Source organism: Pseudomonas sp. CFBP13508 (assembly GCF_005233515.1).
GTDB classification, from domain to species: Bacteria; Pseudomonadota; Gammaproteobacteria; order Pseudomonadales; family Pseudomonadaceae; genus Aquipseudomonas; species Aquipseudomonas mercuritolerans.
The window spans coordinates 666,342-689,156 of sequence record NZ_QFZZ01000001.1; the positions used below are offsets into that span (position 1 = coordinate 666,342).

Consider the following 22,815-nt stretch of genomic DNA (forward strand, 5'->3'; position numbering starts at 1 on the left):
TTCTCCGCCCCTGATTTATCCCCTGAACGCAACACTCTAAAGTCCATCCCACTGCTCCCCTTTTCATATCGATGGGGCGCCCACAGGAGACTTATCCCATGCCTTTCATCAGCGTTCGTATCACTCGCGACGGCGTTACCAAAGAACAGAAATCCCAAGTCATCGCCGAGATCACCAAAACCATGCAAACCGTCCTCAACAAGGACCCGCATCTCACCCATATCGTTATTGAAGAGGTCGACACCGACAACTGGGGCTATGCCGGAATTACCACCACCGAGTACCGCCAACAATTGACGGAGTCGAAGAAATGACGTTCCCCGTCAGTATCGACTTTGTGTCGGATGTCGTGTGCCCCTGGTGCGCACTCGGCGCCACGGCGCTGGAACAAGCCATCGCGAACGTTGCCGGCGAGGTTGCCGTGGAGCTGACCTTCAAGCCCTTCGAACTGAACCCGGACATGCCGGCCGAGGGCGAGCACGCCATCAAGCACATGATGCGCAAATACGGGCGCAGCGCCGAAGAAGTCGCCTCGCGCAATGAAATGATCATCGCGCGTGGCAAGGCCATCGGCTTTCAGTTCAACCTGGAAAAGCGCAGCCATTTCTACAACACCTTCGATGCCCATCGCCTTCTGCTCTGGGCCGTGCAGGAAGGCCGCCAGGTCGTGCTGAAGAAAATCCTGATCGAGGCTTATTTCACCAATGGCGAGAACCCCAGCGACCACGAAACACTGGTGCGCCTGGCCGGTGAAGCGGGACTTTCAACCACCCGCGCCCGCAAGATTTTGACTAGCGAGGCGTTCGCTATCGAAGTCCGTGAACTTGAAGGTTTCTACCTTGAACGCGGGATCAACTCGGTCCCGGCCATGGTGCTGAACGGTCGTCAGTTGGTGTCCGGATCGCTCTCAGTCACGGAATACGAACAAATCCTCAGGCAAGTGGCCCGCGAGTCCGCCACAGCCTGACAAAGCTATTGATCAGCACGATGCACGGGCAAGCCCACCGCATCGGTCACTCAACTTGCGTGGAGTACATCGTCATGTCGAACGCCTCTTATCCGCTGAACCGCACCGCTTATCTGCTGGTCGATCCGTACAACGATTTTCTCTCGGAAAACGGCAAGGTCTTCCCCTTGATCAAGCCGATTGCCGAACAGGTCGGGCTGCTCGACAACCTGCGAGCCCTCGATGGCGCTGTACGAGCGCAGAACATTCCGGTGGTCATCGTGCCGCACCACCGCTGGGAACATGGCGACTACGAAGGCTGGGATCATCCAACACCCACCCAGTGCAAAATCATGCACATGCACCACTTCGCACGCGGTGAATGGGGCGGCGAATGGCATCCCGATTTCGCACCGAAGGACGGCGACATTGTCGTGCAGGAACATTGGGGCGCCAGCGGCTTTGCCAATACCGACCTTGATTTTCGCCTGAAGCAGAAAGGCATCACCCACGTCATCATCGTCGGCCTGCTCGCCAACACCTGCATCGAAGCGACCGCCCGCTACGCCTCGGAATTGGGCTACCACGTCACGCTGGTGCGCGATGCGACCGCCGCTTTCCGCGCGGAAATGATGCACGCCGCCCACGAGTTGAACGGGCCGACTTTCGCTCACTCAATTGTCACCACCCAGGAATTGATTGAGGCGCTGGCAGCGCAGGTGTAATGGCGATGAACCCCACCGGTTTCGCCCGTTTGCCGAGGAGGTGCGTCAAGGCCGCTTTCTGCAATTGGCGATCGGCCCCCGTCAAAAATGCACCTTGAGCAAGAGACTCAACGCGTTCTGGTCGGTAGGGAATCCGCTTGTGTCTTCAATCCCGTATTTATTCGACCAGTAATCCCACTCAAGTCCCGCATAAAAACGTTTTTGCTGTTGCCCCAGCGCCTTGCCCACGTCGTATTTGACTTGTGGGTTGAAGTGAAAGCTCCTGGCCACATAGTTGGAGGTGCCTTTGTTGCCGACGTCGTTGACGTACCACTCCAGATAGCCGTCGAAAAGAATGTCGGAGCGACCCACCGGGAGGGTCATGGACCAGGTCGGGTTGATCTGCCATTGACCTGAGGCCTTACCGGTAATGCCGTCGGGTTTGCGGTAGTAGGTATTCAGGGAAAAGCGATCGAAGCCTGGAAGCACGAGGTCGACAGCGGGACCCAGCAGGTATTTGCGATTGCGGTTTTCACCGCGCTCGTAGGTGGCGGCGATGAGGACGTCCTTGACGATGCCATAGCTCAGGGAGCGGTCACTGATTTTGCCCAGCGACAGCCGTGGGGAGAATTCACCGTAATAGGAATGGCCGTCGGCACCCGAGAGTCCGCTGGACCATTTGTTGTCGACGAACATGAAGATATCGCCCCACGTCCAGCCGCTGGCGTGTTCGAAGCTCAGCGTTTGCTGAGTATCGTCGCCAGTGCCGTCGACTTTGAAATGCTGGCCGTAGAGGTAGCTCAAGCTGTTGTCGTTCCACAACAAAGGGCCGGCTTCGGCGCCGGCGCTGGCCAGAGCTAACAGCGGCGCCAGGCTGCGACGCAGCTGTGAAGGTGCAAGTAATGGAATACGCGATGCTTTCATGGGCTGCCCTTGTCAGGTGATTAGCGGATATCACCGGCAAGGCACGCCCGAGCTGCGGATCAAGCAGCTGCTCTGGCCCTCAAATCAACGAGGGGCGACCCTTGCCGGGTGCGCGGCGTAATGCCGCCAGAGCAATGCCCTGCACCTCGGGTTCTGTTGAGAGCCCTCTGTGCTGACCGCTTCTACTCGATTCCGGACTAAGCAGGGGTTGTGCCAACTGAGCGAATACAATCCTCAACCCTCATTCAGCACAATCCGCGCGTAAAACTGAATACTTTACAGCCATCGGCTGCGCACCAGATTGAGGCGCGCTCACCTGGATTCGCACCGTTGCGATTCGCGTGCCCACCTCCTGCTGATTGCCTCGCCCGCCGGATCCCGTGAGGGCGGGCCTGCGACGGCTTGGCACACTTTTGGCTACGACTACTTTTGAGTAGAAGCGGTCAGTGCCAGCAATGGCACCGGGCATTGCTCTTGCGCCCTTCCCTGTGGGGCGTACGTCCGATTGGATGCTTGAACGCGGCGCCAGCGCCCCGGGCAAGAGAGATGTGTCAGCCGTGTAACTACGCATACGCGCCCTCTCTCCTCCCTTGTTCTCTCCAATCGGTCCCTCGCTGGCGTGCCGATTGGCGCGCGGCGGTTTTCGAATCGTTGTGGAGAACACATCATGAAAATTCGCTTTGCCTTGGGTCAACCGCTTCGCTCGCTACTGGCCATGGCGCTTGTGCCCGCCGCCCTGATCGCGTCTCCACTGGCGTTGGCCAATGACAAGGTGGTGCTGCTCACTTCCTGGTATGCCCAAGCTGAACAGGGCGGTTTCTACCAGGCCCTGGCGGACGGACTGTATAAAAAAGAAGGCCTGGACGTGACCATCCGCATGGGTGGGCCGCAGGTCAATGGCATGCAGCTGCTGCTCAACAAGCAGGCCGATTTTATCGTCAACTACGACTTGCAGATTCTCAAAAGTGTGGAGCAAGGCCTGCCGGTGGTGGCCGTGGCCGCGCCCTTTCAAGGTGATCCTCAGGGTCTGCTGACCCATGCCGATGTGAGCGGCCTGGATGACTTGCAGAACAAGCAGGTGCTGGTTTCCACCTCCGGCCAGCAAACCTGGTGGCCTTGGCTCAAGGAAAAATATCAGCTCAAGGACAGCCAAGCCCGCCCCTACACCTTCAACCTGCAACCCTTCCTCGCGAACGCCAACACCACGCAGCAGGCCTATGCCAGCTCCGAGTTGTTCCAGGCGTTGAAGGCCGGGGAGAAAGCCAACTTCTTCCTGTTTGCCGACGCCGGTTACCCGCCCTACGGCTCGACGCTGGCCACTCGCCAGGACGTCATCGATCAGCATCCTGAGCGAGTCCAGCGCTTCGTTCGCGCCTCGATGGAGGGCTGGAAGCGCTACCTCGACAACCCGAGCGCCAACCACCTGATCAAGGCTGATAACCCGAACATGAGCGATGAATTGCTCGCCTGGGGCTTGTCGACGCTCAAGCAATATCGCCTGGTCACCGGCGGTGATGCCGCCACTCAAGGCATCGGCGTGATGAGCGATGCGCGCTGGCAGGCCACCCGCAATTTCATGGTCGACGCCGGCCTGCTCGGTGCCGATGCGCCTTGGCAGAAGGCCTACACCACGCGCTTCGTCGAGGACTTGAAGGTACTGCCTGGCGCCGAACAGTCCGCCAGCCGCTGAGCCTGATTGCAAGACTGCTGAACCCAGAGCCCGAGCCCAAGAGCCGGCTGAACGAATACCGTGAGGACACTTGTTATGTTGGTCACCAAACAACCTGTATTGCGCCGTTTCTGGTATGCCCTGCTGCCCATGACCTCGCTGGATGCCGGTCCGCAGCCCTTCACTTTACTCGGCGAGGCGCTGGTACTGTGGAAGCGCCCCGACGGCACCCCGGTGGCCATGCGCGACCGTTGCTGCCACCGCACCGCCAAGCTCTCGAAAGGTTTTATCAGCGAGGACGGCAACATCGCCTGCGGCTATCACGGCTGGGAATACGACTGCACCGGCACCTGCGTGAAGATCCCGCAAAACCCCGCTGGCATGATTCCGCCGGGCGCCTCGGTCCAGGCCTTTCACTGCCAGGAAAAATACGGCTACGCCTGGGTCGCCCTCGACGATCCTCTGCAACCAATCCCTGAGTTTCCCGAGGATGGCGCCCCGGGCTACCGGCGCATCTTCCAGTTTTATGAAGAGTGGAAAACCAGTCCGCTGCGGGTCATGGAAAACTCCTTTGACAACTCGCATTTTTCCTTCGTCCACAAAGCCAACTTCGGCCTTTTCGACCAGCCCGCGCCGGCCGGCTACGAGTTTCGCGAAACCGACTATGGTTTCGAGGCGGAGACCCGGGTGCCGATCCGCAATCCTGAGGAAAGCTATCGCATCACCGGCACCCGGGAGCCGATCACCCAGCGCCACCTGATCAACCGCTATTACCTGCCCTTCTCCCGGCGCTTTGGCTGCATGTACCCGGACAGCGGCATCCACCACATCATCTACAACTGCGCGACGCCCATGGAAGACGGGCGCCTGATGCTGGTCCAGTGGTTGTATCGCAATGACAGCGAAGAGCAATGCTCGACCCAGGAACTGATCGACTGGGACGCAGCGATCACCGCCGAAGACCGCGACATCCTCGAAGCCACCGATTACGACGCCTGTGTCGATACTCGCCGGCGAGTGGAACTGCACATGCCGTCGGACAAGCCTGGCCTGGTGATTCGCCGGCAATTGCTGGGCCTGCTCGAAGCTCACGGTGAAAGTGAAGTGTTCCTCAGCCATTGAAGTCAGCGCCCCGGTGTGCCGGGGCTTTACCGGACGCTCATGACCCAAGGGGAGAGCGCTATGTTGATGCAAACCATAACTGGGGCCAACGCCCTGCCACAGGCGTTGCCACGGGGCGACAGCGTCGGCGTGCAAACACCGCTGTTCGCCAATCAGGTGGAAAAAACCTACAGCAACGGCACCCAGGCCTTGAGCCGGGTGAAGCTGGCCATTCAGCGCGGCGAGTTCGTTTCATTGCTCGGCCCTTCGGGCTGCGGCAAGAGCACCCTGCTGAAAATGTTCGCCGGCCTCGAAAAACCCTCCGCCGGCCACGTGCGCTGGTGGGGCAAGGACAGCCCGGCCAGCCCGACCCAAGGGCAAAGCCTGGCGATGGTGTTCCAGGAGGCGACCCTGATGCCGTGGGCGAAGGTCAGCGACAACGTGCGCCTGCCGCTGGATCTGGCCAATGTGCCCAAAGCCCATAGCCAACCAAAGGTTGACGCCGCCCTTGCCCTTGTCGGCTTGGACCGCTTCAGCCAGGTGTACCCGCGGGAACTGTCCGGCGGCATGCAAATGCGCGCGTCCATCGCCCGGGCCTTGGCCACCGAGCCCAATCTGCTGCTGATGGACGAGCCCTTCGGCGCCCTGGATGAGTTCACCCGCAACAAGCTCGACAGCGACCTGCGTCAGCTGTGGGCTAGCCGCGACCTGACTGTGATATTCGTCACCCACAGCATTTTCGAGGCCGTCTACCTGTCATCGCGGGTGGTGGTGATGGGTGCGCGCCCGGGCCGAGTAATCGCCGACATCGAAATCGACGGCCCGTTGGAACGAGACGAGGCCTACCGCACCTCCCCGGCCTTTATCGCGCAGTGCGCACGCCTGTCCCGGCTGCTGGCCGAGGCCAATGGCGATTCTTGCTGACTTTATTGAGAGCCCGCTCATGAACCCGTCCTTTACTCCCTGGTTACGTCACCCCACGGTATTGCGCATCGTCTCGCCGCTGCTGCTCGGCGCGGTATTGCTGGGTCTGTGGCAATTGGCATGTGTGGCCTGGAAGGTGCCGGTGTATCTGGTGCCTTCCCCGGTCGATATCGGCCGTACCCTGATCAGCGATGGCCCGATGCTGTTCGGTGCATTGTGGATGACCTTGAAGATCACCTTTTTCTCGTTTGCCCTGGCGGTGCTTATCGGCACCCTGGCGGCCTTTGTGTTTGTGCAGAGCCGCGTGCTGGAAGCCAGCCTGTTTCCCTACGCCATCCTGTTGCAGGTGACGCCGGTGGTGGCCGTGGCACCGCTGATCATCATCTGGTGCAGCAACACCACGCTGGCGTTGGTTATTTGCGCGACCCTGGTGGCGATTTTCCCGATCATCGCCAACACCGTACTCGGCTTGCGCAGCGTCAACCCCGGCCTGCTCAATCTGTTCCGCCTGAACCGCGCCAGCCGCTGGCAGGTGCTGCTGCGCCTGCGCATTCCCAGCGCCCTGCCGTGTTTTTTTGCCGGGCTGCGCATTGCCAGCGGGCTGGCGTTGATCGGCGCGGTGGTGGCGGAGTTCGTTGCCGGCACCGGGGGCACCGGTGCCGGGCTGGCGTATCAGATCCTCCAGGCCGGCTTTCAACTGAATATTCCAAGGCTGTTCGCTGCCCTGCTGCTGATCGCCTTGACCGGTGTCGCGCTATTCAGCCTGATGGCCGTGCTGGCCCGGTTGAGCCTGCGCAACTGGCATGAAAGCGAACTCGGCTGAACCTTTTGACCCGCCGCAGGCGCGGCGCATGGAGCCTCACATGAAGCTTGAGAATAGCTGGCTGGTACGTAACGCCAGCGCGATCCTCACCGGTTTGTCCGGCGCGGCGGCGCGCCATGCCGGGCCTGATATCCGTATCGTCGACGGCCGCATCAGCGCCATCGGCGCCCTGCAACCCCAGCCCGGCGAGCGAGTGCTGGATGCCACCGATTGCGTGGTCTACCCGGCGTGGGTCAATACCCACCATCACCTGTTTCAGTCGCTGCTCAAAGGCATTCCCGCAGGTATCGACCAGAGCCTGGGAGCCTGGCTGGGTGCCGTGCCCTATCGCTATCGCGGCGCGTTTGACGAGCAAAGCTTTCGCCTCGCCGCACGCATTGGCCTGGTCGAATTGGCACGATCCGGCTGCGCCACCGTCGCAGACCATCATTACCTGTACTTGCCGGGCATGGACTTTGACAGTGCCGAGGTGCTGTTCGAGGAAGCCGAACGGCTGGGGCTGCGGTTTGTCCTCTGCCGTGGCGGTGCCACGCAAGCACGGCAAGCCGAAGGCAAGTCCGTGGCTGGGCCAGAGACCCTGGAGCAATATCTGGACGACGTCGAGCGTCTGGTGCGGCGCTACCACGACCCTGCCGCCGATGCCTGGCGGCGGGTGGTGATGGCGCCCACCAGCCCACCCTACTCCATGCCTGCCGAACACCTGCGCGAAACCGCCCGGGTCGCACGGCGACTGGGCATTCGCCTGCACAGCCATCTGAGCGAAACCGTCGAATATCAAAATGAGGTGCAGCAACGCCACGGCATGTCGCCAGTGGCGTTCTGTGCCGAGCACGAGTGGCTCGGGCCGGACGTGTGGTTCGCGCATTTGGTGAAACTCGACGCCGAGGAAATCCGCATGCTCGGGGCCAGCGGTACGGGCATTGCGCATTGCCCGCAAAGCAATGGCCGCTTGGGCAGTGGCATTGCCGATGTGGTGGCCATGGAGGCTGCGGGAATGCGGGTGTCGATTGGCGTGGATGGCGCCGCGTCCAACGAGGCCTGCGACATGATCAGCGAAACCCACGCCGCTTGGCTGATGCAACGGGCCAGACTTGGCGAACGGGCCCGCCCGCGTTATGCCGGCGGCGAAGAGGAAGGCGGTGCCAGCGCGGCCACGGTGGAAGACGTGGTGCGCTGGGGTACGTCTGGCGGGGCTCGGGTGCTGGGGCTGGACGCCGTGGGCAGCGTGCAAGTGGGCATGGCGGCCGACCTGGCGATCTACCGCCTGGACCAGCCGCGATACTTCGGCCTGCATGACCCGGCGATCGGGCCGGTGGTGGGCGGAGGACGCCCGACCTTGCGCGCCTTGCTGGTCGGTGGCCGGTTGACCGTACACGACGACCAGTTGCCTGATTTCGACCTGGCCGAACTCGGCGCCCAGGCCCGAGACGCGGTACGGCGGTTGCAGCAGGCCGCAGGCGTACGCTCATGAGCTGACCTCCCTGGCACGTGCTGCCGTGCCAATACTCGGCCGCATCAAATCTCTGGTAGATGGAAAAATACGGCAGTAATCGACTTGAGACTGTCATCAGACAGTTTTAGGGTCCCGGAGAAGAAAGCAGCGGACGGCTTATCACAAGGCGCTTCTACAACAATTGCTCGCGTAGAAAATCGATGAACGGCATTGTCCGCGCTGAACGTCGTCGCTCGCGGCTGAGTACGGCGCTGACAGGCAGCGCGCTGGTCTGATAGTTGTCGAGTACGGTACTCACCCTGCCCTGCTCGACGTCAGCTGTGAACAGCCATTGCGGTGAGAGGGAAATACCCAGGCCGGAAAGCACAATTTCGCGGATGGCCTCGCTGCTGTTGCTGGTGACGTTGCCTTGGATACCTACATCGAACGCCTGGCCGAGGTGCGTAAAGTGCCAACGGTCGTAATGCTCCAGCAACGTGAAGCCGATGCAGTTGTGTCCTGACAGTTCGCTGGGCTCTCGTGGCACGCCGTGCAGAGCCAGGTAACCGGGCGCGGCATAGACACGCCGTGGGCTATTGCCCAGTGGCAGTGCCACCAATCCCTCGCTCTTCACTACGCCAATGCGGATCGCCAGATCGATGTTTTCCTTGAGCAGGTCTTCATTGTGGTCACTCAGTCGCAGGTCAATCCTCACATCAGGATGGCGTTGCAGGAAAATCCCTATGAGCGGTGCGATGCATAACCTTCCATAACTGACCGGGGCGGCGACTCGTAAAGGGCCGGCGATCTGCTCCTGGCCACTGGTGAAGCTTCGCGTGGCAGTTTCGACGTGGCCGAGAATATCCTGGCAGTGGTCGTAGAAGCGTTGACCTTGGTCGGTCAGGGCCAAATGCCGAGTGCTGCGTGCGAACAGTGGCCCACCCAGGTACTGCTCCAGCGCGCGCACTTGTTTACTCACCGCCGGCTGCCCCATGTTCAGTTCACGGGCGACCGCCGAGAAAGACCCGCGCTCCACGACGCGGACAAAGACATGCATGCTATCGAACAGATCCATCGACGATTGGTTCTCTTTGGGGAATAAGTCATATGCAAATTGGGTTTCTTATCGGAATGATTAAAGCGCGGCAATCTGTAAGCGTCCATCCGAACACAGGTTCCCGTCATGAAACATTCCATGCTTGCCGCCATCGCCGAGTCCGCTCAATCCCCTCTGGCCATCCGTCACATCGATCGCCCTGTTGCCGGTAAGGGGCAAGTCCTGGTCAAGGTTCACGCCGCAGGGGTCAATCCGCTCGATACCAAAATTGCCGCCGGCGCAGGGGCCCACGCCCGCCAAACGCTGCCGGCCGTGCTCGGCCTTGACCTTGCCGGTACGGTGGTCGAAGTGGGCGAAGCGGTCGAGGGGTTCACCCCGGGCCAGGAAGTCTTCGGCATGCCCGGCGGGATCGGCGGTGCCCAAGGCACCATGGCCGAGTACATTGCCGTGGATGCCCGCCTGATCGCGGTCAAGCCACACACCCTCAGCATGCGTGAGGCGGCTGCATTGCCTTTGGTATTCATCACCGCGTGGGAAGGTCTGGTCGATCACGCCAATGTTCGCTCTGGTCAGCGTGTCCTGATTCATGGGGGCGCGGGTGGGGTCGGCCAAGTGGCTGTGCAACTGGCCAAGGCACGCGGTGCCGATGTCTACGCCACCGGTTCGGCGGGCAGTCTCGACTTCATACGCTCGCTGGGGGCTACAGCGATCGACTATCAGGCACAGAGCGTTGAGGATTATGTCGAGCACTACACCGCCGGCGAAGGGTTCGACATTGTCTACGACACCGTCGGCGGCAGCACGCTGGATGCATCATTCAAAGCTGTGAAAGCCTATACCGGGCACGTGCTGAGCTGCCTGGGCTGGGGCCAGCACAGCCTGGCACCGTTATCGTTCAAAAGTGCCACCTACTCGGGCGTCTTCACACTGGCGCCACTGCTCACCGGCAAAGGACGCGAACACCACGGCGCTATCCTGCGCGAGGCCGCTGCGCTGGCCAATGCGGGTCAACTGACGATCCGCGTGGATCAACAGCACTTTGCGCCGCAGGACGTCAACGAGGCATTTCGCCAAGTCGCCGTAGGCCGCGGCAAGGGCAAGACGGTCATCGAGTTTGTGGGTGCATAGTTCTTTGTAATCTCTTTAGAGCGCACTCGGCCAAAAGCGTGCGCAATGGTCCGCAACGTCCTCGCCGCCATTCTCCCAGCCAAAAGCGTCAAACACGTAGCACCCACGAGTTGAACGGGCCGACCTTCGCTCATTCAATCGTGACCACCCAAGAACTGATTGAGGCGCTGGCAGCGCAGGAGTAATGGCCGATGACCCTCATAGGATAGCTGATCGATCACCGGCCCATTTCTACACGGCCCAACAGGAGCAGCCCAAGGCACCAAAAAAACTTCGGGGGTCCGATACTGGAGCATTGGATCCCCATGCACCGGCATGATCGTGACCGTGCAGGCCGCAAAAGCTTGCGCAGCCGCACGAGGCCGCGACTTGGGCGCGCAGCGGAGCCAGCGAGTTTCTGCCTGCTCCGTCTGGGTCTCCCCAGGCGCCATAACCTTTAAAGGTACGCGTCGGCGACCAGTCAGGCATGGCGGGCGGTAGCGGGTTGTCGTCAAACCTGGCGAATTGGCCGGCCCCGTAAACCACGCGCCCGCCAACCACGGTCATATCGGCGGTAAGAAATGAAATCTCGTCTTCAGGCACAGAGAAGTAGTCCTTACTTGGCACAATCAGGTCAGCAAAGTGACCGGTCTGGATGCGACCACGTTTGCCCTCTTCGTTAGAAAACCAGGCGACATTCTCTGTCCACATCCGCAACGCCGCTTCGCGATCAAGCAGGTTTCGTTGAGGGTACAGATTCAGACCGCCCACCGTTTTACCGGTTACCATCCAGGATAGCGAAACCCAGGGGTTGTAGGAGGCAACCCGGGTGGCATCGGTGCCTGCAGACACTTTCACCCCTTTTTCCAGTATGCGCGCTACGGGCGGGGTCGCTTGCGCCGCACGGGCGCCGTAGCGCTCGACGAAGTACTCGCCCTGATAAGCCATACGATGTTGTACAGCGATGCCACCGCCGAGCGCGGCGACACGGTCGATCGATTTGTCCGAGATGGTTTCGGCATGATCAAAGAACCAATTGATGCCAGCGAGGGGGATGTCCTCGTTGACCTTCTCAAATACATCCAGCGCTCGGGTAATGGTTTCGTCGTAGGTGGCATGCAACCGCCACGGCCATCGGTTCTCTGCAAGGATGCGCACAACTTCCTCCAGTTCTCCCTCCATCTCGGGCTGCAGGTCCGGTCGCGGCTGGCGAAAATCTTCGAAGTCGGCAGCGGAAAACACCAACATTTCGCCCGCGCCGTTGTGACGGAAGTAGTCGTTTCCTTGCTTGTACTTAACGCTGGAGGTCCACTTGAGGAAGTCCTCCTTCTCTTCCTTGGGTTTCTGAGTGAACAGGTTGTAAGCCAACCTGACCGTCATTTGCCCATCGTTGTCCAACTTCTGGATCACTGCGTAATCGTCGGGATAGTTTTGGAAACCGCCGCCCGCATCAATAACCCCTGTCACACCCAAGCGATTGAGCTCGCGCATGAAATGGCGAGTGGAGTTGACCTGATAGTCGAAGGGCAACTTCGGTCCCTTGGCCAACGTGGCGTAAAGGATCGTCGCGTTGGGCGTGGCCAACAGCAGGCCCGTAGGCGCACCATTGGCATCGCGGTAAATTTTCCCGCCTGGTGGCTCGGGGGTATCTCGGGTGTAGCCGACCGCGCGCAAGGCCGCACCATTGAGCAAGGCCCGGTCATAGAGATGCAGAAGAAATACAGGTGTATCGGGCGCGATCGCATTGATCTCGGCTATGGTTGGCAAACGCTTTTCAACGAACTGGTGTTCAGTGAAGCCACCTACCACGCGAACCCACTGCGGTGCTGGTGTGTTAGCCACTTGGCGCTTGAGCATGTCCATGGCGTCAGCCAGTGAACGCACACCGTCCCAGCGCAATTCCAGATTGTAGTTAAGGCCGCCGCGGACCATGTGGGTATGGTTATCGACTAAGCCAGGGAGCACACAACGGCGCTTGAGGTCGACAACTTTTGTGGCTGAGCCAGCCAGCGCCATGACTTCCTGGTCTGACCCTACAGCCAGAAACTTGCCGTCTTTGATTGCAACGGCGTGGGCGACTGGGTTGGCGCGATCCAGTGTAGTGATCTCGCCATTGTGGAAAATGATGTCCGGAATTGAATCGGTCATATTGGGCCCTTCCCTACTTAGCGTTTCGGAAAAAGCGCTGCGTCCAAAGACACCCCCTAACGCTAAGGTGGAGGCGGCCTGGAGAAGTTTTCGGCGCGATGTCATAGGTAGAGGCCTCACAGATATAAAGCCCGTTTCCAGGGCCTTCAGGGAATAGCGAACCTTGCGAACCGGTTACTCACGTCTGACTGGACTTTTAAACTGCATACATCCTCATGCTCCACCTCGTGTTTTGGACAATAGCGCCGATGGGTGGAGCTATCGCGTCAGCCCTGCGCGACAGCTCTTGCATAACGGATTTATTTAGCAGGGTTTGGACCGATGTGCTCGCCATGTTGCACCCGCTCAGGCGCCTTATGCACCATGGTGTAGGCATAATCCACACCCATCCCGTAGGCGCCGGAATGTTCCTGCACGATCCCCATCACGGCTTCATAGGTCTCCTTGCGCGCCCAATCCCGCTGCCATTCGAGCAGCACCTGTTGCCAGGTAACCGGTACGATACCGGCCTGAATCATGCGGTCCATGGCGTAGTTGTGCGCGTCGACCGAGGTGCCACCCGAGGCGTCGGCAACCATATAGATTTCATAGTCTGTATCGCGTAGGCAGGACAGTGCGAAGGTCGTGTTGCAGACCTCGGTCCACAGGCCGGATACGACGATCTTCTTACGGCCGGCAATGGCGGACTCTGCCAAGGCATCACGAACGTTTTGGTCATCCCAGGAGTTCATTGAAGTACGTTCGAGGATTTTGTTCTGCGGATATACCGCTAGCAACTCAGGGTATGTATTGCCAGAGAAACCCTCGGTTTCCACAGTCGTGATGGTGGTAGGTATGCCGAACGCTTTGGCAGCCTTGGCCAACCCCACGACATTATTTTTCAGCACCTGCCGATCTATCGACTGCACACCAAAGGCCATTTGGGGCTGGTGGTCGATGAAAATCACTTGGCTGTTTTGCGGGGTCAGTATTTCTAAGTACTTGTTGGACATGGCGCATTTCCTTTGGTAAGTAGAGCAATACGAAAGCGGCGTTATGCGTGGCTGCGCAAGCAGAACGCTACCCGTCCTGGTAGGGTTAAAAGCCACTTTCCGGACGAGTTCAGGGGTGCCGAAAAGCCCCGTGAATTTACGAATGCAGCATTGTTCAGCCGCGTTCGCGGGGTTCAGTTAAATGCCCGAAAAACGCTTGCCAAGCTGCTTTTGCAAGTGCACATCATCTGCGGCTAATTCGCTCCCACCTTGAAGGGAAGTGCATCTTTGGATGTCTTCACGGTCCATGAACCGGACTGCCGGAACGAACTGGCAGACGCGTAGGTATCTTCCATGAACTGGAAATAGGTCATCTTTCCATCCTGAACTTTCGCATGGATGGAAAACGGTGATGTGAACAGATGTCCGACCGCCACGGAGCGGTAGGTGAACTTACCGAAAATCGCGACATCTTCGCCGGAAGCGATTTTGGTAGTAATCGTAAAGTCTTCGATTTTCCAGTAGTTTGAGACCTGCAAAAACAAAGAGCTAAAGGCTTTGGGACCTTTGTTTGTGCCGGTCCACGGCATGATTTTTCTGAGTTCTGGATTGTCAAAGTTTAGAGAAACATAGGTGGCGTCTGGAGCTGCCAACCTCATTGCCGCGGCTTCGACTTTATCGGGTGCGGTATTGGCCAGGAATTCCACGACAACCGCTAGTGAAGCAGCAGATTGCGCTTCAGTAGCTGACTGCGCCGACGCTGGAGTGATTGTTACTAACCATGAGGCGAGCGCCATTGCTGCAGTGATCAATTTGATGCTTCGAGTATTCATGAACTCTCCATTTATGAGTACGATTTTGCGATTCGCGGTCATCCAACCCATGTTGCAAATTGCTACGCGTCGAAAAGCGACAATTGGTACTGGAGCAAGGGCTATGCCAATTTTATAAAACTTATATAAATCGATATTTATCAATGACATATAACTTAATGTGATGTCGCGAGTATCGGGCTCGGAGTTTATCGAAGGGCTTGTTTGATCATTTGATGAAGTCTCGGCGAGGTTTTGTTGATTTGATCAATCCAGCTCAAGCGTGGTCCACGGTGAACCGCCAGGCGGCCACGCAAAGTCACTCAAGACTCTCGTCATGCAACAAGCCGCTTTTCTTCAGGCGATAGGCCAGTGCCGGCCGGGTCAAGCCGAGCATGCGAGCGGCTTGCGAGACGTTTTGGTGTGAAAGCTCCATGGCGCGGCGCATCAGCCGTTCTTCCACAGCATCCAGGCTGATGTTTTTATCAAAGATCTGCGTAACCCAATCGGGACAAGGTTCTTCACCGCCAGCCTGAACTAACGCGCCATCAGAGTTGAGACGATCACCGTGCGAATCGTCTGTTTTTGGGAAGACTGCAAAGAGTGCATCCTGGCCTATGGTCTCGTTGCTGTCGGTCAGGATGACGCCACGCTCAATCGTATTTTCCAATTCGCGAATATTCCCCGGCCAGGCGTAGCGGCGACACAATTCAAGAGCTTTGTCTGATAAACCCAGCGTTCGCTTGTGATATTGCAAGTGAAATTTGCTTATAAAGTGCTCGGCCAGCAGTGGCAGATCTTCAAGCCGCTCGCGCAGTGGGGGAATCTGCACCGGAAACACATTCAAGCGGTAATAAAGATCGGCGCGAAACCGGCCCGCTTCGACGGCGTCGGCGAGGCTTTCATTGGTAGCAGCGATGACTCGCACGTTGATCTTGCGGGTTCGGGAATCGCCTACCCGTTCCAGTTCACCCTCTTGCAGTACCCGAAGTAATGTCGCCTGCGCTCTGGGCGTCAGCTCCACCACCTCGTCTAGAAAAATCGTCCCTCCGTTGGCCCGTTCAAAGCGTCCTGGGCGGGTTTGATTGGCGCCGGTAAAAGCGCCTTTCTCAACACCAAACAATTCGGCTTCAATCAGGTCCTGAGGAATGGCAGCGCAGTTCACTGCGACAAACGCTTGCTCGGCGCGATCACTGCGCAGATGCACGCTCCGTGCGATGACCTCCTTGCCGACGCCAGTTTCTCCGAGCAGCAGGACGGAAATTTTTCCTTTGGCAGCCTTGTCGATCATCTTGCATACCTTCAAATAGGCAGGCGAGCGCCCTACTCCATAGAATTGAGCTTCCTGCTTCTCCAGGCTTCTACGCAGAGAGCTGATCTGTGATTGCAGTTCATACAGCTCCTCGATGATTGGGTCGGCTTGAAAGTACTGTCTGAATTCTGCGGCGTTCTCCCATTCCTCGGCAGGTTTACCAATAATGATGCAGCGCTCATCCCCGCATCCGCGACAGGTCGTTTCTTGGATGATGATTTCGCGTTTCATGAATGAAGAACTGTACGCACAGGCGTAGCCCAACAAAGACCAACAGACTGGTTCCTCCATCAGGCCGACTTCAGTCAGGCAAGTCTCGACCTCAAAGGAGTCAATCCATTCGAGCTCGCAATAAAAATGGCCGCTCTCCTGATCCAGCTCTAACTGAATGGGTTTCGCATTGACCATACCTTTGAGGGAATGCAGTTGCGGGCCGACCAGAAACATCTGCAACTGCGGACTGTCTGGTCTGAGCTTGCGGGCCATTTCCGCATCCTTGAGTCCAGACTGGTAGCCAAGGCGCAAGAAGAACCCCTTGGCGCGGTCGACGCCGAGGCTATTGATGAGTTCACGGCGAAAATTAGCCATCGCCGATACCTGCATCAACAACATGCGCTGCTCGCCAAACCAGATCTTGCCTTCCGTGCTTTGAAAACGAACCTGGTCGCTCAGGTCGTGAAAGCCGGAATAGTGGAGCTCAGGGTTGTAACTGACAGCCATTGAGAGAGACCTCGATTATTGTTTTGAGCGGTCTTGATCAAGCTGTGGCGCCGAGTGAAAGCACCGAAACAATCGATCGCGATATGAAGGGATTTTAGTGCATTGCTACGCAGAGCCAGCGGGCCTCCCGATGCAAAGACATGACGGTGCACGGGCTTCGCGGGCAGATGAAGGCAGTTACCAAGCGCCAAAGTCAGCCAGGCTTAATGTTGGTGATCTGGCCCGAGCCGGCCATGTGCTGTGTTGGACTAGGTATTGGTCATTCGCAATATCCCAGCAGATTGCGAATGCACGCCTTCAGTATCGGCCGTCGATGAACGCGGGAATGGGGCGCCTCCCTGGCAAAGCGGTACTTCACTGGCCCCTCACTCCCGTGCTGATCAACCTTCAGCGGGTACCGGCGTGTCGAGCAATTGCTGCTCCCACAGATAAGCAATGCCGCTACCTGCAGCATGCTGGAGAAGCACATCGGTTACAGCGCCTGCCGTATCGAGGCGTGCCCAGTCGCGTTGCCATTCAGCCATGACTGCCAACCAGGTCATGACATTTGCCCCGGCGCCGACCATGCGTTGGATGGCGACTTGATGGGCTTCGACCGAAACGCCACCGCACGCGTCGGTGACCACGGTAACGTCCCAGCCCTCGCCTAGTGCTTGAATCGCTGGCATGGCGACGCAGACCTCAGTCCACAGGCCAGCCAGGACCAATTGCTTGCGGCCTGTTGCCTTGACCGCGTCCACTACTTTCTTGTCTTCCCAAGTATTGATGAGCGTTCGGTCAATCACCTCCTGACCGGGGAAAACGTCGGTGATTTGCGGAAAGATCCAACCGCCACGCTCGGCAATCACACTGGTCAGAATGGTCGGGACGTTAAACGCCTTCGCAGCCTTCGCCAATGCTGTCGCACAGTTGACCGCTGCGTGCGGATCGTGGCTATTGAGATTGGTGAGTTGAAAAGGCTGGTGGTCGATCAACACAAGTACGGAGTCTTCTGGACGAAGAAGCGAAGCAAGACCGTTACGAAAAGCCATTAATCCATCCTCTTGTTGCCGTGGGTTGGCACGTTTATTTGCGGGATCAGTTTCCGTGCAGCGCGCCTTATGAGCGGCGATGCCTCATGCACTGTGCAGCGCCCTCAAACCTTCGGGTAGTAGCAGCGAATGACTAACTGTGTCGCGCAATGAGGAACGCCACGGTTTTTGCTGCCATTCTCTGGCGATGGCTTCACGGCTTCATGACGACGCGCCCCAGCGGTTTGCTTCGCTCCGCGAAGTCATGCGCAGCAGCCTGCGATAGGGTAAAGGCCCGTTCAATGACAACCCGTATACGCTCCCGCAATACATCCTGTAGCAGCTAGTCGACACTCGCACGCACTGCCGGCCGCTCGAAAAACGGCCCCATGTACGCACAGATCAGGACGTCCCCGGGAACCGCTATTGGCGCCAAGGCGCGAACAGATGTACGTTCTGGTAGTCGCATTCCGTGTGTAGCTGCGTGGCAAAAAAAGGAAAGTGGAAATGGATATAGAAGAGCTTGAAACCTTTGTAGAAGTGGCCGATGCCGGCGGCATTTCCCGTGCGGCAACGCGCCTGGGCATGTCGAAATCAATCGTCAGTCGCCGGCTTGCCCGCCTGGAAGCAGAGCTGGGCGTGCAACTGATGGCGCGTACCACCCGCGGTGCGGCCCTTACCGAAGCTGGGGCGACCTTCCGCGACTACGCCGCCAGAATATGCGCTGAGGCCGAGTCGGCACGCGATGCGATCTTGCCTTCCGGCGAGCTTCGTGGCCGCCTGCGGATCGCCGCGCCCCTTACTTTGGGGCCAATACATTTCGCGCCGATCCTCGCGGAAATGGCCAGGCGTCACCCACAGCTTCATGTGCAAACAAACTACACCGATCGTTTCGTTGACCTCATCGCCGAGGGGTATGACTGCGCGATACGGGTGGGCTACCTGCCCGATTCCAACATGATCGCCCGGTGTATCGGACCGATCTTTGGCCAATTGGTAGCAAGCCCCGTCTATATCAAGGCGAATGGAGCGCCCGAAACACCCGACGAAGTCGTCAGCCACCAAGCACTGATGCAAGGCAATGAATCGTGGTCATTCATGGATGGTGACACGATGGTTACGGTGCGCCCGCAGGGAACGTTCAAAGCCGACAATGGCACCGCATTGCTGGCCGCAGCTTTGGCCGGCATCGGCATTGCCTGGTTACCTGACTGGGTCACGCATGAGCATTTGGCGAGCGGCGCACTTGTAGCGATCATGACGGATTATCCGCCGCCTCCAGCAGGCGCTTATGTAGTTCGACCGCCAGGCCAGCACCTTGCGCGAAAGATAAGGGTGCTCACCGAATTGCTGCTTGAATACTGCGACCAGGCGGCACATATTCCTGAGTCGCCACAGAGCTGAAAGACCCGATTCCAAGCTCCCTTCGAGTGAGTCCTGAAAGCAAAGTATGGATACCAGGCTTACTTATTGATCCATCAGAGCTATCGCGGCTAATACGTCGAGTCCTGATCAGCGCACCCGAATATTTCTCCAAAGTTTCATTCCTCACTCGCGAATAACGCCAACACCCGGTTGGATGTTCCGATTTGTGCGACACAGTAATACAACCCACGAGACTACAAACCAAGGAACTGGATCCCTAATATCCGCCCCCGTATCGGCACGCTTGCACCATCCCTGGTGAATGCGCGCGGCCAAATAACTGCATGCCAGACAGGTGAGTAATGATCGATTTGGAAGGAAAACGGGCGTTGGTGACGGGAGGAGCTCGCGGGATCGGCGCCGCTATCGCAGTGGCACTGGCAGAGAATGGGGCCGATGTTGCGTTCACCTACCAGCAGTCGACGGAAAAAGCTGAGGCAGTGGCCAAATTCATCGCTGATAAAGGGCGTCGTGCTATCGCGATTCAAGCCGACAGTGCCAACCCGCAAGCCATTGAATGCGCAGTCGCGCAAGCCATCTCGACGCTGGGCGGCCTCGATATTCTCGTCAATAGCGCGGCTATCGGCTTTAACGGAATGATCGCTGACATTGATGTAGACGACTATCAAGCACTGATGGATATCAACGTGCGAGGCCCCGTCCTGTTCGCAAAGGCGGTCATCCCGCATCTGCCCGCTGGCGGAAGAATCATCTCAATTGGCTCGGGACTGGCAGAGCGGGTGCCCTTTGCGGGTGTTACAGCCTATGCAATGTCCAAGTCGGCGTTGCTCGCATTTACCCGGGGTTTGTCGCGTGAACTCGGCCCCACCGGCATAACCGTTAATCTTGTTCAGCCGGGATCGGTCGACACCGACGCAAATCCAGCCGACGGCCCCGCCGGCGACTTTCAGCGGAGCCTGTCGTCCCTGGGACGTTTTGGCGAGCCTCGCGAGGTTGCGAGTGCGGTGGTCTATCTGGCCAGTCCTGCCGCGAGCCTGATCACTGGCGCCATCCTCACCGTGGACGGCGGTGCGATCGCTTGACTAACGCTCAGGCAGCTGTCCGCAGTGGACGGCAGCCATGGACTGTTGGTCAGGGGTTGAAACGCACTAATGGCCATTTGCAGAGGCAGGAAGCAGTTGGATATTGATGATCTTCGAACCTTCGTCGAGGTAGCCGACGCGGGCGGTGTTTCGTCGGCGGCCCGGCGACTGGGTGTTGCGAAATCGATAATAAGCCGCAGGCTTCTAAAGCTGGAAACCCAACTGGGTGTGCAGCTATTGGCCAGGACAACCCGTGGTGCTGCTGTCACCGAAGCGGGAGCCGCCTTGCGAGAGTATGCGGCGCGGATCGTCGCTGAGTTTGACGCGGCCAGGGACGCCATTGTTCCAGATGGAGACCTTCGAGGCCGTTTCCGGATCGCAGCACCGATCTCGTACGGCCCGACACATATTGCCCCCGTGCTTGCTGAAATGGGGCGACGCCACCCTCTCCTGCACATTCATGCAAGTTACAGCGATCGTATCGTCGATCTGATTGGCGAGGGCTTCGATTGTGCTATTCGGGTCGGCCATTTACAGAGCTCCAATTTCATCGCAAAGCGTGTGGGCAGCATTCACGGCAAACTCGTGGCAAGCCCAGGCTATGTGAGTACACATGGAGCGCCGGAGGCTCCCCACGAGATTCTTGCGCATGAATCTCTTATGCAAGGTGCGGAAACCTGGCGGTTTATCGATGGCCAAAAGTCCATCATGGTTAATCCCCAAGGGCGCTTCAAGGCTGACAATCCTGTCGCGCTCGCCGCGGCAGCCGTTGCAGGTCTGGGTCTTGGGTACCTTTCTGACAGCGTCATCGACGAGCACATCAAATCTGGCGCATTGGTGTCCGTCATGCACAGATATCCCCCTGTTCCGGCGGGTATTTACATTGTTCGCCCCCAAAGCCAGCACCCTGCGCGAAAGATACGGGTGCTGACGGACATGCTGGTCGATTGGTTCGCAGATGTGAGCCCGGGCAACGTCCTCTCCCTTTAGAAGGCAAGCCACTCGGGACGGCGAGCGTTCAATCTATCCAATTTCCGGACGCATCTTCCACTCGTAGTTCCTGCACAACCATGCCATTCGCCTGCATGCAGGCGCTGAGCTGCGCATGTTTGCCTAAGATCAATCGCCTGAGTAGAATGCGATTCATTATCAATCATGTATGTCCCGGGATGCCGATGCGTAGCGACGAAACACTAGGTACTGCAGATCCAGGGCTGCTCTATCGCACCCACTTCTCGTGGTTACAGGGCTGGCTGATTCGGCGCATCGGCTGTCGCGACAACGCCGCAGATCTGGCGCAGGACACTTTCGTCCGTGTGCTCAAACACCGCCATCAGTCCGGCGCCCTGCGCGAGCCACGCGCCTATTTGAGCAGCATTGCCCGCGGTCTGATGATTGATCAGTATCGTCGTCGCGAACTGGAACGTGCCTACCTGGAAAGCATCACCTTGCTGCCGCAACACGAGGTTCCCTCGGAAGAACGCCGGCTGATGATTCTCGATGCGCTCGAGCGCATAGACCGTCTGCTTGACTCGCTTAAACCAAGAGTTCGCCAGGCGTTTTTATTTGCCCGACTCGACGGTCTGACCTGCGCCCAAATCGCCGAAAAGCTCGGAGTTTCCCGCGCGACGGTGGAGCGCGACCTGGCCACGGCCCTGCAACACTGCTATCGCTTGCGTTATGTCGAGGCCTGAGCCCGAGGCGCTGGATCCGGCCATTGTCGAGCAGGCGATCCAATGGCTGGTGCGCCTTCGCTTCAATCAAGCCGATGAACAGACACAGCGCACGTTCGAACACTGGCTGCAGCAGCGCCCGGAGCATGGATTGGCGTGGCAGCGTGTGGAAACGCTTGGCGATGAATTCGAAGGCGTGCCAGCTCAACTGGCTCGACAAACCCTTAAGGGCGCCCAGCAGGGAATGCGCCGGCGGGAAAGCCTGAAGCTACTGGGCGTATTGGTGACCGTCGGCACGGCAGCCTGGCTCGGCCGCGACTACACCCCCCTGCCCTCCATGCTTGCACAGCAGCGCAGCAGCACCGGCGAGCAACGACGTTTCCAACTCGATGATGGCAGCCTTATCCAGCTCAATAGCGATAGCGCCGTCGACAGCGATTTCGACGCCCAGCGGCGCCTGATCATCCTGCGCCGTGGTGAAATCATCGTGAATGTCGGTGCGGATCAACACTCGCCGCAAGCGCGACCGTTGTGGGTGCAATCACGCGACGGGATCATGCGAGCCCACAGCTCGCGCTTTCTGGTCCGCGAGCGTGACGACGGCACTCTGGTCGCAGCTCAGGAGGGATCAGTCACGGTTTTCCCCGGTTCCGGTGAAGCGTCTGCGAGTCGCAACGTCCTGGCAGGAAACCAACTGCTGTTCACCTCAAGTGACGCCCGAACGTTCAGGGACAACGGCCTCGATCTATGGGCTTGGGGTGACGGTGTGATCAGTGCGAACCATATGCGCCTTGGTGACTTTATCGCGGAGTTGTCGCGTTATCGCCCCGGAGTCTTGCGCTGCGCCGAAGAGGTCGCTGATCGACGCGTTTCCGGCACCTTCCAGCTCGCCGACAACGATCGGGTCCTGGCATTGATCGCACAGTCACTGCGCCTGCACATTGATTACCGAACCCGTTACTGGGTCACCGTAACCGCTGCCACCTGACTCCACCCGAATATTTTTTCGCCACC

At 58.6% G+C, this 22,815-nt stretch carries 21 protein-coding genes; 14 read left to right on the forward strand and 7 right to left on the reverse strand.

What is annotated here, in order from left to right; genetic code table 11:
- Positions 1-98 precede the first annotated feature (98 nt).
- The 3 genes from PspCFBP13508_RS02980 (at position 99) to PspCFBP13508_RS02990 (ending at position 1,671) form a co-directional block, all read left to right on the forward strand.
- The gene (locus PspCFBP13508_RS02980; protein ID WP_016774741.1) at positions 99-314 is read left to right on the forward strand and encodes a 4-oxalocrotonate tautomerase family protein; all 216 of its coding nucleotides are present in this window, start codon (positions 99-101) and stop codon (positions 312-314) included.
- Entirely contained in the window at positions 311-967 is a 657-nt protein-coding gene (locus PspCFBP13508_RS02985) for a DsbA family oxidoreductase (protein ID WP_137213601.1), read from the forward strand. Before PspCFBP13508_RS02980 ends, PspCFBP13508_RS02985 begins: the two co-directional genes overlap by 4 nt.
- Before the next feature lie 74 nt (positions 968-1,041).
- Positions 1,042-1,671: an isochorismatase family cysteine hydrolase gene (locus PspCFBP13508_RS02990; protein WP_137213602.1), complete on the forward strand. Its 630-nt coding sequence runs from the start codon at positions 1,042-1,044 to the stop codon at positions 1,669-1,671.
- An 81-nt stretch (positions 1,672-1,752) separates the two neighbouring features.
- Here PspCFBP13508_RS02990 and PspCFBP13508_RS02995 read toward each other — a convergent pair whose 3' ends face one another.
- On the reverse strand, positions 1,753-2,574 hold the full coding sequence (locus PspCFBP13508_RS02995) for an outer membrane protein OmpK (RefSeq protein ID WP_137213603.1): 822 nt from the start codon (positions 2,572-2,574) through the stop codon (positions 1,753-1,755).
- A 667-nt stretch (positions 2,575-3,241) separates the two neighbouring features.
- Here PspCFBP13508_RS02995 and PspCFBP13508_RS03000 point away from each other — a divergent pair.
- From PspCFBP13508_RS03000 to PspCFBP13508_RS03020, 5 genes are all read left to right on the forward strand, one after another.
- Entirely contained in the window at positions 3,242-4,264 is a 1,023-nt protein-coding gene (locus PspCFBP13508_RS03000) for an ABC transporter substrate-binding protein (RefSeq protein WP_137213604.1), read from the forward strand.
- Between the two features lie 75 nt (positions 4,265-4,339).
- The gene (locus PspCFBP13508_RS03005) at positions 4,340-5,365 is read left to right on the forward strand and encodes an aromatic ring-hydroxylating dioxygenase subunit alpha (protein WP_137213605.1); all 1,026 of its coding nucleotides are present in this window, start codon (positions 4,340-4,342) and stop codon (positions 5,363-5,365) included.
- A 60-nt stretch (positions 5,366-5,425) separates the two neighbouring features.
- A complete protein-coding gene (locus tag PspCFBP13508_RS03010) occupies positions 5,426-6,268 on the forward strand; it encodes an ABC transporter ATP-binding protein (protein ID WP_137213606.1) in 843 nt (280 codons plus the stop codon).
- Between the two features lie 19 nt (positions 6,269-6,287).
- Complete coding sequence (locus tag PspCFBP13508_RS03015) at positions 6,288-7,091, forward strand: ABC transporter permease (protein ID WP_137213607.1); 804 nt, start codon at positions 6,288-6,290, stop codon at positions 7,089-7,091.
- A gap of 40 nt (positions 7,092-7,131) precedes the next feature.
- Positions 7,132-8,562, forward strand: a complete 1,431-nt coding sequence (locus PspCFBP13508_RS03020) for an amidohydrolase family protein (RefSeq protein WP_137213608.1) — start codon at positions 7,132-7,134, stop codon at positions 8,560-8,562.
- A 154-nt stretch (positions 8,563-8,716) separates the two neighbouring features.
- Here PspCFBP13508_RS03020 and PspCFBP13508_RS03025 read toward each other — a convergent pair whose 3' ends face one another.
- Positions 8,717-9,598, reverse strand: a complete 882-nt coding sequence (locus tag PspCFBP13508_RS03025) for a LysR family transcriptional regulator (protein WP_137213609.1) — start codon at positions 9,596-9,598, stop codon at positions 8,717-8,719.
- Positions 9,599-9,706: 108 nt separating this feature from the next.
- Here PspCFBP13508_RS03025 and PspCFBP13508_RS03030 point away from each other — a divergent pair, with 108 nt between their 5' ends.
- Positions 9,707-10,708: a zinc-dependent alcohol dehydrogenase family protein gene (locus tag PspCFBP13508_RS03030; protein WP_137213610.1), complete on the forward strand. Its 1,002-nt coding sequence runs from the start codon at positions 9,707-9,709 to the stop codon at positions 10,706-10,708.
- 231 nt (positions 10,709-10,939) lie between these two features.
- On the opposite strand, the gene PspCFBP13508_RS03040 is transcribed toward PspCFBP13508_RS03030, so the two are convergent.
- The 5 genes from PspCFBP13508_RS03040 to PspCFBP13508_RS03060 form a co-directional block, all read right to left on the reverse strand.
- The gene (locus tag PspCFBP13508_RS03040) at positions 10,940-12,835 is read right to left on the reverse strand and encodes an amidohydrolase (RefSeq protein ID WP_241669488.1); all 1,896 of its coding nucleotides are present in this window, start codon (positions 12,833-12,835) and stop codon (positions 10,940-10,942) included.
- A gap of 299 nt (positions 12,836-13,134) precedes the next feature.
- Positions 13,135-13,827: a hydrolase gene (locus PspCFBP13508_RS03045; protein ID WP_122507374.1), complete on the reverse strand. Its 693-nt coding sequence runs from the start codon at positions 13,825-13,827 to the stop codon at positions 13,135-13,137.
- A gap of 233 nt (positions 13,828-14,060) precedes the next feature.
- Entirely contained in the window at positions 14,061-14,639 is a 579-nt protein-coding gene (locus PspCFBP13508_RS03050) for a nuclear transport factor 2 family protein (protein WP_016774755.1), read from the reverse strand.
- Positions 14,640-14,937: 298 nt separating this feature from the next.
- A complete protein-coding gene (locus PspCFBP13508_RS03055) occupies positions 14,938-16,650 on the reverse strand; it encodes a sigma-54-dependent Fis family transcriptional regulator (protein ID WP_071172470.1) in 1,713 nt (570 codons plus the stop codon).
- Positions 16,651-17,030: 380 nt separating this feature from the next.
- Complete coding sequence (locus PspCFBP13508_RS03060; protein WP_071172471.1) at positions 17,031-17,681, reverse strand: hydrolase; 651 nt, start codon at positions 17,679-17,681, stop codon at positions 17,031-17,033.
- Positions 17,682-18,167: 486 nt separating this feature from the next.
- Here PspCFBP13508_RS03060 and PspCFBP13508_RS03065 point away from each other — a divergent pair, with 486 nt between their 5' ends.
- From PspCFBP13508_RS03065 to PspCFBP13508_RS03085, 5 genes are all read left to right on the forward strand, one after another.
- A complete protein-coding gene (locus tag PspCFBP13508_RS03065; protein WP_130910219.1) occupies positions 18,168-19,064 on the forward strand; it encodes a LysR family transcriptional regulator in 897 nt (298 codons plus the stop codon).
- 323 nt (positions 19,065-19,387) lie between these two features.
- Complete coding sequence (locus PspCFBP13508_RS03070) at positions 19,388-20,128, forward strand: SDR family oxidoreductase (protein WP_137213612.1); 741 nt, start codon at positions 19,388-19,390, stop codon at positions 20,126-20,128.
- Between the two features lie 96 nt (positions 20,129-20,224).
- Entirely contained in the window at positions 20,225-21,118 is an 894-nt protein-coding gene (locus PspCFBP13508_RS03075) for a LysR family transcriptional regulator (RefSeq protein WP_137213613.1), read from the forward strand.
- A gap of 185 nt (positions 21,119-21,303) precedes the next feature.
- Entirely contained in the window at positions 21,304-21,822 is a 519-nt protein-coding gene (locus tag PspCFBP13508_RS03080) for a sigma-70 family RNA polymerase sigma factor (protein ID WP_137213614.1), read from the forward strand.
- Positions 21,809-22,789 carry a FecR domain-containing protein gene (locus PspCFBP13508_RS03085; protein ID WP_137213615.1) on the forward strand — a complete coding sequence of 327 codons (981 nt, stop codon included), beginning with the start codon at positions 21,809-21,811 and terminating at the stop codon, positions 22,787-22,789. Before PspCFBP13508_RS03080 ends, PspCFBP13508_RS03085 begins: the two co-directional genes overlap by 14 nt.
- The last annotated feature ends 26 nt before the right edge of the window (positions 22,790-22,815 follow it).

Bases quoted from the DNA above. Each gene is read 5' to 3' on its own strand.
- PspCFBP13508_RS03055 (WP_071172470.1), bottom strand. From the start codon at position 16,650: ATGGCTGTCAGTTACAACCCTGAGCTCCACTATTCCGGCTTTCACGAC.
- PspCFBP13508_RS02980 (WP_016774741.1), top strand. From the start codon at position 99: ATGCCTTTCATCAGCGTTCGTATCACTCGCGACGGCGTTACCAAAGAA.
- PspCFBP13508_RS03040 (WP_241669488.1), bottom strand. From the start codon at position 12,835: ATGACCGATTCAATTCCGGACATCATTTTCCACAATGGCGAGATCACT.
- PspCFBP13508_RS03065 (WP_130910219.1), top strand. From the start codon at position 18,168: ATGGATATAGAAGAGCTTGAAACCTTTGTAGAAGTGGCCGATGCCGGC.
- PspCFBP13508_RS03020 (WP_137213608.1), top strand. From the start codon at position 7,132: ATGAAGCTTGAGAATAGCTGGCTGGTACGTAACGCCAGCGCGATCCTC.
- PspCFBP13508_RS03010 (WP_137213606.1), top strand. From the start codon at position 5,426: ATGTTGATGCAAACCATAACTGGGGCCAACGCCCTGCCACAGGCGTTG.
- PspCFBP13508_RS03045 (WP_122507374.1), bottom strand. From the start codon at position 13,827: ATGTCCAACAAGTACTTAGAAATACTGACCCCGCAAAACAGCCAAGTG.
- PspCFBP13508_RS03000 (WP_137213604.1), top strand. From the start codon at position 3,242: ATGAAAATTCGCTTTGCCTTGGGTCAACCGCTTCGCTCGCTACTGGCC.
- PspCFBP13508_RS02995 (WP_137213603.1), bottom strand. From the start codon at position 2,574: ATGAAAGCATCGCGTATTCCATTACTTGCACCTTCACAGCTGCGTCGC.
- PspCFBP13508_RS03005 (WP_137213605.1), top strand. From the start codon at position 4,340: ATGTTGGTCACCAAACAACCTGTATTGCGCCGTTTCTGGTATGCCCTG.
- PspCFBP13508_RS03025 (WP_137213609.1), bottom strand. From the start codon at position 9,598: ATGGATCTGTTCGATAGCATGCATGTCTTTGTCCGCGTCGTGGAGCGC.
- PspCFBP13508_RS03060 (WP_071172471.1), bottom strand. From the start codon at position 17,681: ATGGCTTTTCGTAACGGTCTTGCTTCGCTTCTTCGTCCAGAAGACTCC.
- PspCFBP13508_RS03080 (WP_137213614.1), top strand. From the start codon at position 21,304: ATGCGTAGCGACGAAACACTAGGTACTGCAGATCCAGGGCTGCTCTAT.
- PspCFBP13508_RS03050 (WP_016774755.1), bottom strand. From the start codon at position 14,639: ATGAATACTCGAAGCATCAAATTGATCACTGCAGCAATGGCGCTCGCC.
- PspCFBP13508_RS03085 (WP_137213615.1), top strand. From the start codon at position 21,809: ATGTCGAGGCCTGAGCCCGAGGCGCTGGATCCGGCCATTGTCGAGCAG.
- PspCFBP13508_RS03015 (WP_137213607.1), top strand. From the start codon at position 6,288: ATGAACCCGTCCTTTACTCCCTGGTTACGTCACCCCACGGTATTGCGC.
- PspCFBP13508_RS02985 (WP_137213601.1), top strand. From the start codon at position 311: ATGACGTTCCCCGTCAGTATCGACTTTGTGTCGGATGTCGTGTGCCCC.
- PspCFBP13508_RS03070 (WP_137213612.1), top strand. From the start codon at position 19,388: ATGATCGATTTGGAAGGAAAACGGGCGTTGGTGACGGGAGGAGCTCGC.
- PspCFBP13508_RS02990 (WP_137213602.1), top strand. From the start codon at position 1,042: ATGTCGAACGCCTCTTATCCGCTGAACCGCACCGCTTATCTGCTGGTC.
- PspCFBP13508_RS03030 (WP_137213610.1), top strand. From the start codon at position 9,707: ATGAAACATTCCATGCTTGCCGCCATCGCCGAGTCCGCTCAATCCCCT.